The sequence below is a fragment of the Ornithinicoccus hortensis genome, from assembly GCF_006716185.1.
GTDB lineage: Bacteria > Actinomycetota > Actinomycetes > Actinomycetales > Dermatophilaceae > Ornithinicoccus > Ornithinicoccus hortensis.
Map to the genome: position 1 here is coordinate 3,720,335 of NZ_VFOP01000001.1, position 13,197 is coordinate 3,733,531.

The 13,197-nt window shown below is 73.0% G+C and carries 11 protein-coding genes; 5 read left to right on the forward strand and 6 right to left on the reverse strand.

Annotated elements, in window-relative coordinates; all coding sequences use genetic code 11:
- Window positions 1-24: 24 nt before the first annotated feature.
- On the reverse strand, window positions 25-660 hold the full coding sequence (locus FB467_RS17375; protein ID WP_141786212.1) for a DedA family protein: 636 nt from the start codon (window positions 658-660) through the stop codon (window positions 25-27).
- A gap of 353 nt (window positions 661-1,013) precedes the next feature.
- On the opposite strand from FB467_RS17375, the gene FB467_RS18625 reads away from it, so the two are divergent.
- Window positions 1,014-3,047, forward strand: coding sequence for a sunset domain-containing protein (locus tag FB467_RS18625; protein WP_153390283.1), 2,034 nt, complete (start codon window positions 1,014-1,016; stop codon window positions 3,045-3,047).
- A gap of 69 nt (window positions 3,048-3,116) precedes the next feature.
- On the opposite strand, the gene pyrE is transcribed toward FB467_RS18625, so the two are convergent.
- Window positions 3,117-3,662: an orotate phosphoribosyltransferase gene (gene pyrE / locus FB467_RS17385; RefSeq protein WP_141786213.1), complete on the reverse strand. Its 546-nt coding sequence runs from the start codon at window positions 3,660-3,662 to the stop codon at window positions 3,117-3,119.
- A gap of 108 nt (window positions 3,663-3,770) precedes the next feature.
- Between pyrE and FB467_RS17390 the strand changes: the two genes are divergently transcribed.
- Both FB467_RS17390 and FB467_RS17395 read left to right on the forward strand, forming a co-directional pair.
- Window positions 3,771-4,670: a DUF4328 domain-containing protein gene (locus tag FB467_RS17390; protein WP_170230816.1), complete on the forward strand. Its 900-nt coding sequence runs from the start codon at window positions 3,771-3,773 to the stop codon at window positions 4,668-4,670.
- Window positions 4,671-4,687: 17 nt separating this feature from the next.
- Window positions 4,688-5,623: an LLM class F420-dependent oxidoreductase gene (locus tag FB467_RS17395; RefSeq protein ID WP_141786215.1), complete on the forward strand. Its 936-nt coding sequence runs from the start codon at window positions 4,688-4,690 to the stop codon at window positions 5,621-5,623.
- 175 nt (window positions 5,624-5,798) lie between these two features.
- Here FB467_RS17395 and FB467_RS17400 read toward each other — a convergent pair whose 3' ends face one another.
- Genes FB467_RS17400 through FB467_RS17410 form a run of 3 tightly spaced genes read right to left on the reverse strand, consistent with a single transcriptional unit; the run spans window position 5,799 to window position 9,208 of the window.
- A complete protein-coding gene (locus tag FB467_RS17400; protein WP_141786216.1) occupies window positions 5,799-7,619 on the reverse strand; it encodes a S9 family peptidase in 1,821 nt (606 codons plus the stop codon).
- Window positions 7,620-7,662: 43 nt separating this feature from the next.
- A complete protein-coding gene (locus FB467_RS17405) occupies window positions 7,663-8,847 on the reverse strand; it encodes a Gfo/Idh/MocA family protein (RefSeq protein WP_141786217.1) in 1,185 nt (394 codons plus the stop codon).
- A 7-nt stretch (window positions 8,848-8,854) separates the two neighbouring features.
- On the reverse strand, window positions 8,855-9,208 hold the full coding sequence (locus FB467_RS17410) for an ArsR/SmtB family transcription factor (RefSeq protein WP_141786218.1): 354 nt from the start codon (window positions 9,206-9,208) through the stop codon (window positions 8,855-8,857).
- 57 nt (window positions 9,209-9,265) lie between these two features.
- On the opposite strand from FB467_RS17410, the gene FB467_RS17415 reads away from it, so the two are divergent.
- Complete coding sequence (locus FB467_RS17415) at window positions 9,266-10,321, forward strand: cation diffusion facilitator family transporter (protein ID WP_141786219.1); 1,056 nt, start codon at window positions 9,266-9,268, stop codon at window positions 10,319-10,321.
- Between the two features lie 72 nt (window positions 10,322-10,393).
- Here the strand turns inward: FB467_RS17415 and FB467_RS17420 are convergent, their stop codons facing one another.
- Entirely contained in the window at window positions 10,394-11,641 is a 1,248-nt protein-coding gene (locus tag FB467_RS17420) for an aspartate aminotransferase family protein (RefSeq protein WP_141786220.1), read from the reverse strand.
- 74 nt (window positions 11,642-11,715) lie between these two features.
- On the opposite strand from FB467_RS17420, the gene FB467_RS17425 reads away from it, so the two are divergent.
- Window positions 11,716-13,182, forward strand: a complete 1,467-nt coding sequence (locus FB467_RS17425) for an NAD-dependent succinate-semialdehyde dehydrogenase (RefSeq protein WP_141786221.1) — start codon at window positions 11,716-11,718, stop codon at window positions 13,180-13,182.
- Window positions 13,183-13,197 lie beyond the last annotated feature (15 nt).

Consider the following 13,197-nt stretch of genomic DNA (forward strand, 5'->3'; position numbering starts at 1 on the left):
CGTGCTGCGCCCCCTCGTCCGGGCTCACACCGGCTCGGCCCGGCGCGAACGCAACCGGTTGACCAGCCACCAGGCGAGCAGCAGCACCACGACGACGATGACGACCTTCTGGAAGATGCCGGCGTAGTCCTCGACCAGGTGCCAGCGCTCCCCCAGGTGGTAGCCGGCGAAGACGAAGATGCTGTTCCAGACCAGGCTCCCGGCCAGGGTCAGCACGGTGAAGGTCAGGACCGGCATCCGTTCCACGCCGGCCGGGATCGAGATCAGGCTGCGGAAGATCGGGATCATCCGGCCGAAGAAGACGGCCTTGCGGCCGTGCCGCTCGAACCACGCCTCGGTGCGGTCCAGGTCGTTCATGTTGGTCAGCGGCAGCCGGGCCCAGATCGCCCGGAGCCGGTCCCGACCGAGGGCGACCCCGAGCGCATACAGCGCGAGCGCACCCACCACCGAGCCCGCCGTCGTCCAGAACAGTGCCTCGGCGACGCTGAACTGGTCCCCCCGGCTGGCGGTGAACCCGGCCAGCGGCAGGATCACCTCGCTGGGCAGCGGCGGGAAGAGGTTCTCCAGGGCGATCGCCAGGCCGGCCCCGGGACCGCCGAGGGTCTCCATCAGGTCGACGGCCCAGCCGGCGACGCCGGTGAGCTCCTCACCGTTGCTCATCACGTTCTCCAAGTGTGCGGGTGGTCAGTCTCGGTTCAGGGCAGGGTCAAGGTCGGCGCAAATCTTCGTCGGCACGCACGTCCGTCACAAGGACAAGACTAGGGATCGACCGCGACCCCGGGCAGTGTGGCTGTCCCCCGGTTTCCCCGTGGGATGGCACCCTGCACCGGCTGGGCAACCCTGCCGACAACGGACGATGCCGGGCGGGGAGTTCCCCGCCGGGCCCCGTCAACCGTAGTCGGATCGGCGGATTCGCACTAACGTGAGTGACAGACGTGCCTCGACAGCTGTCGGGGGGCTCCTCGCGGCGGCGTCCCTGACGCTGCCGCCCGAGAGAAGAGGACGGAAGAGTTATGGGCGATGTCACGTGGTGGCTCGTACTGGTCCTGCTGCTGGTGCTGATCGGCGTGGCCGTGTGGCTGTTGTTGCGGCGGCCGGCCGGGGGCGACTCCAGCAAGACCGGTGCCACTGAGTACCCCGACCAGCAGCACCAGGCCGGGCCCGCCGGCCACGGTGCAGGGGCGGCAGCCGGGCCGGACGCCGGCGCGAGCGGTGCCCCGCCCGCCGGGATGGGCACCCCCGCCTCGGCCGGGGCCGCCGGCGCGGCCGGTGCGCCGTACGACCAGGCGGCCGAGGACCAGGCTGGCGGGGACCAGACCTACGCGGAGCAGGACTACGGCCAGCAGGACTACGGCCAGCAGGACCAGGGACAGGACTACCCGCAGCAGGACTACGCGGGCCAGCAGGACTACGCGGGCCAGGAGGCGGAGGCCACCTACACCGACACCGCGACCGGCGAGGACGTGGCGGTCGGGCCGGAGGCCTCCTACGACGGGGGTCAGGACCACGAGGCTCCGCAGGGCGGGTACCAGCAGGACGACGTCCAGCAGGACGAGTTCCAGCCGGGCGACGCCCCACAGGATGACTTCCAGCAGGGCGAGACGCCGCAGGGCGACTACGCGCAGGACGCGGGGCAGCAGGACGCCGGGAGCGACCAGTGGGCCGCCCCGACCGAGGCCCCCGGAGCAGGCGCGGCCACGGAGTCGGACGGCTCCTACGCCGGCGCCGACAGCACCTACGACCCGGCGACGGGCACCGAGGCGACCTACACGGAGTCGGACTACGCCGAAGCGGACACCGCCGCGGCCGACTACACCGAGGCGGGAGCCCCCGCCGCCGACTACACCGAGGCCGACTACACCGAGGTGGATGCCCCCGCGACGGCCGACGGGACCGACGGCGGCTACGTCGGCGAGGCAGAGGCTGCTCCCGAGCCCGCCGCCGGGGACACCTGGGCCGCCGGCACGGATGCGGGCACCGACCAGGGCGACTACCAGGAGCCCACCGGTGACCAGGAGCCCACGGGCTACCAGGCCGACGCCGGCGCGACGGCCGGCGACTCCTGGGCGGAGCCGACCGAGACGACCGATGCGGGCGTACCCACCCAGGCGGGCGTGTCCACCGACGCGGGCGTGTCCATCGACGCGGGCGTGTCCACCGACGACGGTCCCTGGGCGGAGGCCGAGCAGGACCTCACCGGCGCGGGCACCGACTCGGACGCGTGGGCAGCCGGCACCGATGCGGGTGCGCCCACCGACGAGGTGGTCACCGACGCGGGCGGCGAGGCAGCCGGCGACCCTTGGGCCGCACCGGAGCCCCAGCCCGAGTCCACCCCGGAGACCACCCAGTTCGAGGCCAGCCAGCCCGAGGCCACGGACGAGGGCGACGGCGGGTTCGGCACGGCGGCGACGGTCGCCGGAGCCGGTGCCGTCGGTGCGGGAGCGGCCGGCGCGGCCTACGCCACGCGGGACGACGACCCCGAAGGCGCAGCGCCTGCTGACTCCGGCGCCTACCCGACCGATGAGGCAGCCGACCAGACCCAGCAGCCGGCGGATGGGGCATACGACAGCCCCGTGCAGACCCAGGCCGACTTCGGCGTCGAGGACTCCACGGCGGTGGACAGCGGTCAGGCGGACAGCGGCGCGACCGACTTCACCTCGACGGAGGACACCGGCACCGGCTACACCGACGTCGGCACCGCCGAGCAGGTCGGCACGGAGCAGGTGGACGGCGGCCAGGGCGACGCCGTGCAGGCACAAGCCGGTCAGACCGGCGGCGACTACGGGTATGACGAGGCCCACGAGGGTGCGGATGCCGCCGCCGACGGTGGCGAGTTCCCCCAGGGTTCGTTCGGGCCCGGGTCGGCCGACCCGGCCGAGGACGGCTCCGGACCCACCGGCTGGGCGATCAAGGGCAACGCCGGGTCGATGCTCTTCCACACCCCGGAGTCGCCCTCCTACGAGGCGTGCCGCGCCGAGGTCTGGTTCGAGAGCGAGGAGGCCGCCAAGGCGGCCGGGTTCGCCCACTGGGACCGCAAGCAGCGCTGACCTGACGTCGCGCCGCAACGAACGGCCCCGGTCGGATCTCTCCGACCGGGGCCGTTCGGCGTCTCCGGCTCAGGCGAGGTCGAGCTCGGTCAGGCCGTATGCCGCCCGGTACTCGATCCCCTGCTCCCGCACCTTCTCCTCGGCTCCGCTGGCCCGGTCCACGATCACGGCGACCGCCACGACCTCGCCCCCGGCCTCGCGCACCGCCTTGACCGCGGTCAGCGGCGAGCCGCCGGTGGTGGAGGTGTCCTCGACCACCAGGACCCTCCGGCCGGCGACCGAGGGGCCCTCGATCCGCTGCTGCAGTCCGTGCGCCTTCTCCGACTTGCGCACGACGAAGGCATCCAGCCTCTCGCCGGCGGCCGCGGCGGCGTGCAGCATGGCCGTCGCCACCGGGTCGGCGCCCATCGTCAGGCCACCGACCGCATCAACCTCCAGGTCGGCGACCAGGTCGCGCATCACCTGACCCACCAGCGGGGCGGCCTCGCCGTCCAGGGTGATCCGGCGCAGGTCGACGTAGTAGTCCGCCTCACGCCCGGAGGACAGCGTCACCCTGCCGTGCACCACGGCCTGGGAGCGGATCAGGTCGAGCAGGCGGTCTCGCGCATTCGTCACGGCCGGCAGCCTACCGAGTGCGGCGGCCGTAGGATGCTGCCGACCCCTTCCCAGGGGTCGCGCTCCCGGGGGGAGCGACAGCCCAGACCTACCGCGGAGCCGCAGTCCATGACCTCATCGCCGTACGACCCGTTCACCGCGCCACCGCCCGGGACCGGGTCGGGCTACCCTGCCGCCGGACCGCCCGACCGGTGGCGACCGAACACCGCCCTGGCGACCGCGCTGGCGGTGCTCTTCGCCCTCCTGGCGCTCTCCCTCGTCCTCAACACCGTCGGTCTGGTCAGGCGGTCGTTGGTGCTGTCCGACTCCGCGAACCTGACGGGCCTCAGCCCGGCCGAGCTCGACAGCATCGACCTCTGGGTGAACGCCCCCGTCGTGGTCTACCTCATCCTGGTCCTGTTCACGGCGCCCACCTTCATCGTCTGGCAGTACCGGCACGCGAAGAACGCGCGCCTGCTTGGCCAGACCGAGGGGCTCGGGCCGGGGTGGGCCATCGGCGGGTGGTTCATCCCGATGGCCAACTGCGTGCTCCCCGCGGTGCAGCTGCGGGGCGCGAACCGGTGGTCGCACCCGGCGGGCTCCCGGCCCGGGGGCGCGTCCGCGCTGATCATCCCCTGGCTCGCCTGCCTCGCCATCGGCAACACGGTGGTCCGCTTGGCCGCGATGGGCGAGCCGGCGGAGTCCGAGGGACTGGGGGCCTACCTGGACTGGATCGTCACCAGCGACCAGGTCGAGGCCGCGGGCACCGTCCTGATGATCGCGGCGGCCGTGCTGGCCCTGTGCATGGTGCGCACCCTGACGCAGCAGCAGGAACAGCAGCGGCCCGTCGCCGCCACGCCGTGGTCCTCACCCGAGAGCCCCTGGCAGGGCGCGCCCACCGGGTACGGCCAGCCCTTGGCATACCCGTGGGGTCCGCCGCCGGCGCAGCAGCACGGCCACCAGCAGCAGGGTCAGCCGTGGCCCGCCCCGCCCTCGGACCAGACCCCACCGCCACCCTTGCCGCGGTGAGTCCGCAGACTGGGGGCATGGAACTACGGATCTTCACCGAGCCCCAGCAGGGCGGCGACTACGAGGACCAGTTGCGGCTGGCGCGCACCGCGGAGGACTGCGGCTACGGGGCCTTCTTCCGCTCCGACCACTACCTGTCGATGGGCTCGGGCGACGGCCTGCCGGGCCCCACCGACGCCTGGATCACCCTGGCCGGTCTGGCCCGGGAGACCTCGCGGATCCGGCTCGGGACGCTGGTCAGCTCGGTCACCTTCCGGCACCCCGGACCCACCGCGATCAGCGTGGCCCAGGTGGACCGGATGAGCGGCGGACGGGTGGAGTTCGGCCTCGGTGCGGGATGGTTCGAGAGCGAGCACACGGCATACGGGATCCCGTTCCCCGACGTGCGCGGCAGGTTCGACGCGCTCGAGGACGCCCTCGCGGTCATCACCGGGATGTGGCGCACGCCGGAGGGCCAGACGTTCAGCCATGAGGGGCCGACGGTCACCGTCACCGACTCCCCCGCGCTGCCCAAGCCGGCGCAGACGCCCGCGCCACCCGTCGTCATCGGGGGCCACGGCCCCAAGCGGACGCCGCGGCTGGCGGCCCGCTACGCCGACGAGTTCAACGTCGCGTTCTCCGGCATGGCCGAGTCCGCGGCGCAGTTCGGCCGGGTGGACCAGGCCTGCGCCGACGCCGGGCGTGACCCCGGGTCGCTGACCCGGTCGGTGGCCCTCACCGCCTGCGTCGGCAAGGACGAGGCGGAGGTGGCCCGGCGGGCGGACGCCATCGGGCGGAACCTGGCGGACCTGCGCGCCGACGGCCTGGCCGGCAGCCCGGCCGAGGTGGTCGAACGGCTCGGTCGCTGGCGGGAGGAGACGGCCGTGGAGCGGGTCTACCTGCAGCTGCTGGACCAGGGCGACCTCGCCCACGCGGAACTCATCGCGGCCGAGGTCATGCCCCAACTGGGCTGACCGCGACCGCGCTTGTCGCCGGACCGTCGCAGCGAGGACCGGCATGCGCCGAATGGACGCCTTGTTGCCGCTCTGGCGGCCAGGAGCGGCAACAACGCGTACATTCGGCGCCTCTCGGGCCCGGACGGGAGGCGTCGGTCGCGGTCAGCACCCGAGCTGCCGGTCAGCCCGCGGGTCAGCGCCCGAGGTGGCTGCGCAGGAAGTCGAGGGCGGCCGGGTAGGCGTCCAGCTTGTTGGCCCGCTTGGCCAGGCCGTGGCCCTCGTCGTGGTAGACCCGCAGCTCGCACGGCACGCCCTTGCCGTCGAGGGCGGCCTTGATCTGCTCCGCCTCCGACAACGGCACGCGAGGGTCGTTGGCGCCGTGGATCACGAACAGCGGGGCCACCACCTGGTCGAGGTAGGTGATGGGTGAGGCCTTGACCAGGAACTCCCGGTCCTTCTCCAGCGAGCCGTACTCGCGCTCGCGGGCGGCGCGCCGGTAGTCCGAGGTGTTCTCCAGGAAGGTGACCAGCGAGCTGATCCCGACGATGTCGACCCCGGCGGCCCACAGGTCCGGTTGCATCGCGACCCCGGCGAGGACCATGTAGCCGCCGTACGACCCTCCCCAGAGCGCGGCGCGGTCCGGGTCCAGCCCCAGCTCGGGGAGCCAGGAGTGCAGCGACCGGAGGTCCTCCACGGAGTCCAGCCGCAGGTCGACGTCGTCCAGGCTGATCCAGCGCTTGCCGTAACCGCGGGAGCCACGCACGTTGGGCACCAGGACGGTGAAGCCGGTCGCAGCCAGCGCCTGGATGACGGGGTGGAAGGTCTGCTCCGCCGCCGACTCCGGACCGCCGTGCACGTGGAGCACGGCGGCGCCCGCCAGCCGCGGGTCGGCCCCCGCGGGCGGGGCGTAGACGAAGCAGGGGACCTGCTCCCCGTCGGGGGTCGGGACCCGGTGCACGGTGGGGCTGGTCAGGGTCCCCGCCAGGTCGGGCTCCACCTCGGCCGCCGAGGAGGCCACGGTCCGCGCGGTACCCTCGGCCGCGTCCACGAGCAGCACGGCCCCGGGCTCGGTCGGCGCGCTGAGCGAGACGACGAACCGGGTCGAGTCCGCGGACCACACGACGTCCGGGATCCCGCGGACGCCGGTGTCGAGGCGGTGCCGGAGCGTGCCGTCGGCATCGTGCAGCGCGAGGTCCATCGCCCCGTCGACCAGGGTGCCGACGACCATGGACGCCCCGTCCGGGGACACCCAGCAGGCGAGGTCGTGCGCCTCGTCGGCCACCAGCTCGGTCCAGTCCTCACCGTCGCGGCCGACCCGCCAGACGGCGGTGAACTCGCGGCCGGTGTTGCTCGCCATGATCAGCGCCTCGTCGCCGCTAGCCCACGCGACGTGGTGGTGGGCCGCCAGCTCGTCCGGGTCGGTGATCCCGCCGTCCCCGACCGCGCCGGGCCCGACCAGGTCGACCACCGTCGAGGCCGGGCGCATGCTCAGCCGGGTGACCGCGGCGCTGCGCCGGTCAGCCGAGACGGCGACCGCCGCGACATACCCGCCGCCGTCGAAGACCACGGTCTCCGCGCCGGTCTCCAGGTCACGGACCACCACGTCCATGTCGACGCCGTTGCGCCGGTTGGTCGAGTAGGTGAGGGTCGCCCGGTCCACGTCCTGCAGCACGTGCATGTATGCCGGGTCCGTCACCACCGGCGTCAGGTCGTCCAGCCCGGCGGGCGCGGACCGTTCGGCAGAGAGGTCCAGCAGGGACAGCTGCATTAGCTCATCACCCCCCTGGTCGTGCTGCACGACCACCTGGCGGCGTCCGGGCAGGTAGCGGCCGGAGCACCGGCCGGGCAGGTCGGTCAGCGGCGTCCTGGTCCCGTCGGCGGCGATCTCCACCAGCTGGGTGCTGCCCAGTGCGTCGTGACCGGCCAGCACCCGCCCCTCGCCGTCGACGTCGAAGGCGACCCAGGTACGGATCCCCAGCAGGGCGGCCACGGTGTCGGGGGCGGCAGCAGTCATCCGGCCACGATAGGCGGCACCCGTCGCGGCAGGTCGGGGGGTGTCACCCGGCGCCGGCGGATCCCGGGCCGGCCGGCTGTCCGGCCTCGAAGTACTCCCGGAGCTCCGCCGGCAGTTCGGGCACGGCGAGTGTCGAGCCGTCGCCGCGCAGCGACCGGGTGGCCATGACGCCCGCGGCCACCGCCTCCCGGGCCGCGACCGGGCTCGTCTCGGTGGGACCCCCCGACGCCGCGAACCGGAGGAACTCGGCGATCAGCAGCGGGTCCGCCCCGCCGTGGCCACCGTCGCCGGCCCCGATGTCGACGACCCGGTCGGGCTCGGCATACCCCTCGGTCCGGGTGGTCCACACGTGGATCCGCCCGCCCGGGCCGTCCCCGAGGTTCTCCACCCGTCCCTCCGTGCCGATCACCGTGTAGTTGCGCCAGTAGTCCGGGGTGAAGTGGCACTGCTGGTAGGAGGCCAGCACCCCGTTGTCCAACCGCATCTGCATCATCGAGATGTCCTCGACGTCGATGACCGGGTTGAGGTCCCGCTGGCGCAGCGGCGGCCAGTTCTCCAGCGAGTACCAGTCGCCCATCCGGCGGTCGGAGTTGTCGCGGCGGTCGCCGACCCGGCCGTAGACCGCGAGGTCGCCGACGGCCGACACGGTCCGGGTGTAGCCGCCGGCCAGCCAGTGGATCACGTCGAGGTCGTGGGCGCCCTTCTGCAGCAACAGCCCCGTGGTGTTGGCCCGCTCGGCGTGCCAGTCCTTGAAGTAGAAGTCCCCGCCGTGGCCCACGAAGTGCCGGCACCAGATGGCCCGGACCTCCCCGATCGTCCCGGCCTCGATGATCTCCCGCAGTTGCCGGATCACCGGCATGTGCCGCATGTTGTGGCCGACGTACAGCCGGGTCCGGGTGCGGTAGGCCGTCGCGAGGATCTCGTCGGCATCCTGGACGGTCACCGCCATCGGTTTCTCGCAGAAGGTGGGTATGCCGGCCGCCAGGGTCCGCAGGGCGACGTCGGCGTGGGCGTGGTCCGGGGTGAGCACCAGCACGGCACCGGGCCGGCGGTCGATGAGTTCCTGGAGGTCGTCGGTGACCAGGGCGTCCGGCAGCCGCTCGGCCGCCGTCGCTCGCCCGCGCGGGCTGGTGTCGCAGACGACGCCCACCCGGGCGCCCTGCCGTTCGACGTGCTCGGCCAGGCCTGCCCGCAGGCCGAAGCCCACGATCCCCACGTCCAGGTCCATCGGCCGGCTACGCGCGGTAGGCGTGCGGGTCGTCCCCCGTCGCGACGCCGCTCTCGTGCTCGGCGTGCGAGAGCGCCTCGCCGAGCAGCCGGTGGACGTGCGCGTCCCGCGCCGAGTAGTGGATGAACGTCCCCTCCCGCCGCGACTGGACCAGGCCAGCGAGGCGCAGCTTGGCCAGGTGCTGGCTGACCGCCGTCGCCGAGGACCCCACCAGCTCGGCCAGGGCCGCGACGCTGCTCTCCCCCTGCAACAGGGCCCAGAGGATCTTCACCCGGGTCGGGTCGGCGAGCAGCCGGAAGGTCCCCGCGGCCAGTTCCGCGTGGTCGTCGTCCGGGACGGGCAGGATCGGTCGGTCGTGCACGCCACCATCCTAGGCCGCCCCTGCATACCTGCATGGATACGCAGGTACGATGGGATCATGCAGGACCACGGTCACGAGCACCCGCACCCGCACCCGCACCCGCACGCACGCGCGCATCCGCGGCCGCATCCGCATCGGCACGAGCACGGCAGCACCCGTCTGACCCGGCTCCGACACGCGCTGACCCCGCACAGCCACGACCACTCCGCGGCCATCCGGACCGCCGACGAGGCTAGCCGGGAGGGCACCCGTGCGGCCTGGTTCAGCCTGGCGGGGATGGGTGCCACGGCACTGCTGCAGGTCGTCATCGTGGCGCTCAGCGGGTCGATCGCCCTCCTGGCGGACACGGTCCACAACCTGGGTCACCTGGCGACCACGATCCCGCTGATCATCGTCTTCCGGTTGGGGCGCCGGCCGCCGACCCGGCGGTACAGCTACGGCTACCGGCGCGCCGAGGACCTGGTCGGCCTGCTGATCGGCCTGGTCATCGCCCTCTCGGCCGCGCTGATCGTCTGGGAGTCCCTCCGGGCCCTGGCACAGCCCCGCGAGCTCACCCACCTGGGCTGGGTGCTGGCGGCCGCCCTGGTGGGCGCCCTCGGCAACGAACTGGTCGCCGGCTACCGCATCCGCGCCGGGCGACGGATCGGATCGGCCGCACTGATCGCCGAGGGCCAGCACGCCCGCACCGACGCCCTGACCTCGCTCGCCGTGGTCCTCGGGGTCGGCGGGGCCTGGCTGGGACTGCCGCAGCTGGACGCGATCGTCGGGCTCTGCATCGCCGCGGTCATCATCGGCGTCCTGGTCTCCACCATGAGGACGGTCGTTCGTCGGCTGATGGACGGGGTCGACGACGGGACCGTGGAGCAGGTCGAGTCGGCCGCCGCAGGCGTCCTGGGCGTTGTTACCGTCGACCGGTGCCGAGCCCGCTGGGCCGGGCACCGGCTGGAGGCCGACCTGGACGTCGGCGTGGACCCGCAACTGACGGTCGAGCAGGGCCACGCCATCGCCCACGAGGTGCACCACACCCTGGTGCGGGCCGTGCCCCACCTGGACCGCGCCACGGTGCACGTCAACCCCGCCGGTGTCCGGACGGCGCACCAACCCGTGGGCTGACGCTCCCGGGCTGACGCTCCCGCGGGTCTCCTCCCGAGCCGGGGTGTCCAAAGGAGACCCGCGTCCCTTGCGTCAGACCGCTGCGACGGTCTCCTGCCACACGCCCACGGCCTCTTCGACCTGCTCCTCGTCGACCACGAGCGCCGGGATGAAGCGGACCACCTGGCCCCACGCGCCGCAGGTGAGCAGCAGCAGGCCGCGCCGCGCCGCCTCCTGCTGCGCCGCTGCGGCGGCCGCGCCGTCCGGGTTGCCGTCGGCGTCGCGGAACTCGTTGCCCAGCATCAGGCCCAGGCCGCGCACGTCGGTGATCCGGTCGTCGCCCGCGGCGACCTTCTCGAGGCCGGCCCGCAGCTGCTCGCCGCGCGCGGCGGCGTTCTCGACCAGCCTCTCCTCCTGGATCACGTCCAGGGTGGCGATGGCCGCGGCGCAGGCGACGGCGTTGGCACCGTAGGTGCCGCCCTGGGAGCCCGGCCAGGCCTTGGCCATCAGCTCCTCGGAGGCGGCGATGCCGGAGAGCGGGAAGCCGGAGGCCAGCCCCTTGGCGGTGATGACCACGTCCGGCTTGCCGTCGAAGTGGTCGTGGCCCCAGAACTTCCCGGTGCGCCCGAACCCGGTCTGCACCTCGTCCAGGATCAGCAGGATGCCGTGCTTGTCGGCCCGCTCGCGCAGGCCGGCCAGGAACTCGGCGTTGGCCGGGACGTAGCCGCCCTCCCCGAGCACCGGCTCGACCAGGAAGGCCGCCGTGTCGGCGGGGGCGCTGACCGTCTGCAGCGTGTAGTCGAGCTGGGCCAGCGCGAACTTCGTGGCCTCCTGCTGACTCCACCCGAAGTGCGTGGGGTCCGGGAACGGGGAGATCGCCACGCCGGCCATCAGCGGGGAGAAGCCCGAGCGGAACTTGGTGCCGGAGGTGGTCAGCGACGCGGCGGCGACGGTCCGGCCGTGGAACCCGCCGTGGAAGACCACGATGTTGGGCCGGCCGGTGGCCTGGCGGACCAGTCGCAGGGACGCCTCCACGGCCTCGGACCCCGAGTTGGCGAAGAAGACGCGGTTCAACCCGGCCGGCAGGACCTCACCGAGCCGCTCGGTGAGGGTGAGCAGCGGGCGGTGCATCACGGTGGTGTACTGCGCGTGGATGATCTTGCCGACCTGCTCCTGGGCGGCGGCCACCACCTTCGGGTGGGCGTGCCCGGTGCTGGTGACGCCGATGCCCGCGGTGAAGTCCAAGTAGCGGCGATCGTCCTCGTCGAAGATGAGCGCTCCCTCGCCGCGTGCTGCAATGACTCCAGTGGCTTGCTTTAGAACCGGTGACAACGTCGCCACGGCGGGCCTCCTTTTGGTAGATTGTCGACAATCAGAGCGTAACCCACTGCAACGTCTTTGAGGAGTAGTGCGCCGTGAAGGATTCCACCCGGTCTGTCGTCCAGGACGTGCCCAAGCAGTTGTTCATCGGCGGCGAATGGTCCGACGCCTCCGGCGGCGCCACCTTCGCCGTGCTGAACCCCGCGACCGGGGAGGAGATCTGCCAGGTCGCCGACGCCACGCCGGAGGACGCCCGCCGCGCGCTGGACGCCGCGGTCGCCGCCCAGCCGGCGTTCGCGAGGACGACCGCGATGCAGCGCCACGAGATCCTGATGACCGCGTTCCGGCTGCTCCACGAGCGGATCGAGGACCTGGCGCTGCTGATGACCACCGAGATGGGCAAGCCGTTGGCCGAGGCGCGCGGTGAGATCAGCTACGCCGCGGAGTTCCTGCGCCACTTCGCCGGCGAGGCGCTGCGGATCGACGGCGGCTACCAGTCCGCACCGCAGGGCAACGCCCGCTTCCTGGTCGCCAAGCAACCGGTCGGGCCGTGCCTGCTGATCACCCCCTGGAACTTCCCGATGGCGATGGGCACCCGCAAGATCGGCCCGGCCATCGCGGCCGGCTGCACCAGCGTGATCAAGCCGGCGCACCAGACGCCGCTGTCGATGCTGGCCTTCGTGGACATCCTGCGGGAGGCCGGGCTCCCCGACGGCGTGGTCAACTGCGTCGCCGCCACCGACTCCGGCGGCACCATGGAGCCGCTGATCCGCTCGGGGCTGGCCCGCAAGCTCTCCTTCACCGGCTCGACCCGGGTCGGCAAGATCCTGCTCGAGCAGTGCGCCGACAAGGTGCTGCGCACCTCCATGGAGCTGGGCGGCAACGCCCCGTTCGTGGTGTTCGAGGACGCCGACCTGGACGAGGCGGTCGCCGGGGCGATGGCGGCCAAGATGCGCAACATGGGCGAGGCCTGCACGGCGGCCAACCGGATCTACGTGCACGAGTCGGTCATCGAGGAGTTCGGCGCCAAGCTCGCCGCGAAGATGGGCGCGCTCACCGTCGGCGACGGGGCGGAGGACGGGACCGACGTCGGGCCGCTCATCGACGAGGCCGGCCTGGGCAAGGTCCGCACCCTGGTGTCCGACGCCGTGGACCGGGGTGCGACCGTGCTCACCGGCGGGGACCCGGTCGAGGGCCCCGGCTACTTCTACCGCCCGACGGTACTGACCGGCGTCCCGAGGGATGCCCGGATGTCGGCGGAGGAGATCTTCGGACCGGTCGCCCCGCTCACCCCCTTCACCACGGAGGAGGAGGCGGTCGCGCTGGCCAACGACACGCCATACGGGCTCGTCTCGTATGTCTTCACCAACGACCTGCGCCGGGCGCTGCGGATGGCCGAGGCGATCGAGAGCGGCATGGTCGGGCTGAACCAGGGTGTGGTGTCCAACCCCTACGCCCCGTTCGGCGGGATGAAGGAGTCCGGGCTGGGCCGCGAGGGCGGGTCGGTCGGGATCGAGGAGTTCCTGGAGACCAAGTACATCGGGATCGCGCTGGCCGACTGACCCCGTCGCGGTCCG

Bases quoted from the DNA above. Each gene is read 5' to 3' on its own strand.
- FB467_RS17375 (WP_141786212.1), bottom strand. From the start codon at position 660: ATGAGCAACGGTGAGGAGCTCACCGGCGTCGCCGGCTGGGCCGTCGAC.
- FB467_RS18625 (WP_153390283.1), top strand. From the start codon at position 1,014: ATGGGCGATGTCACGTGGTGGCTCGTACTGGTCCTGCTGCTGGTGCTG.
- FB467_RS17390 (WP_170230816.1), top strand. From the start codon at position 3,771: ATGACCTCATCGCCGTACGACCCGTTCACCGCGCCACCGCCCGGGACC.
- FB467_RS17395 (WP_141786215.1), top strand. From the start codon at position 4,688: ATGGAACTACGGATCTTCACCGAGCCCCAGCAGGGCGGCGACTACGAG.
- FB467_RS17400 (WP_141786216.1), bottom strand. From the start codon at position 7,619: ATGACTGCTGCCGCCCCCGACACCGTGGCCGCCCTGCTGGGGATCCGT.
- FB467_RS17405 (WP_141786217.1), bottom strand. From the start codon at position 8,847: ATGGACCTGGACGTGGGGATCGTGGGCTTCGGCCTGCGGGCAGGCCTG.
- FB467_RS17415 (WP_141786219.1), top strand. From the start codon at position 9,266: ATGCAGGACCACGGTCACGAGCACCCGCACCCGCACCCGCACCCGCAC.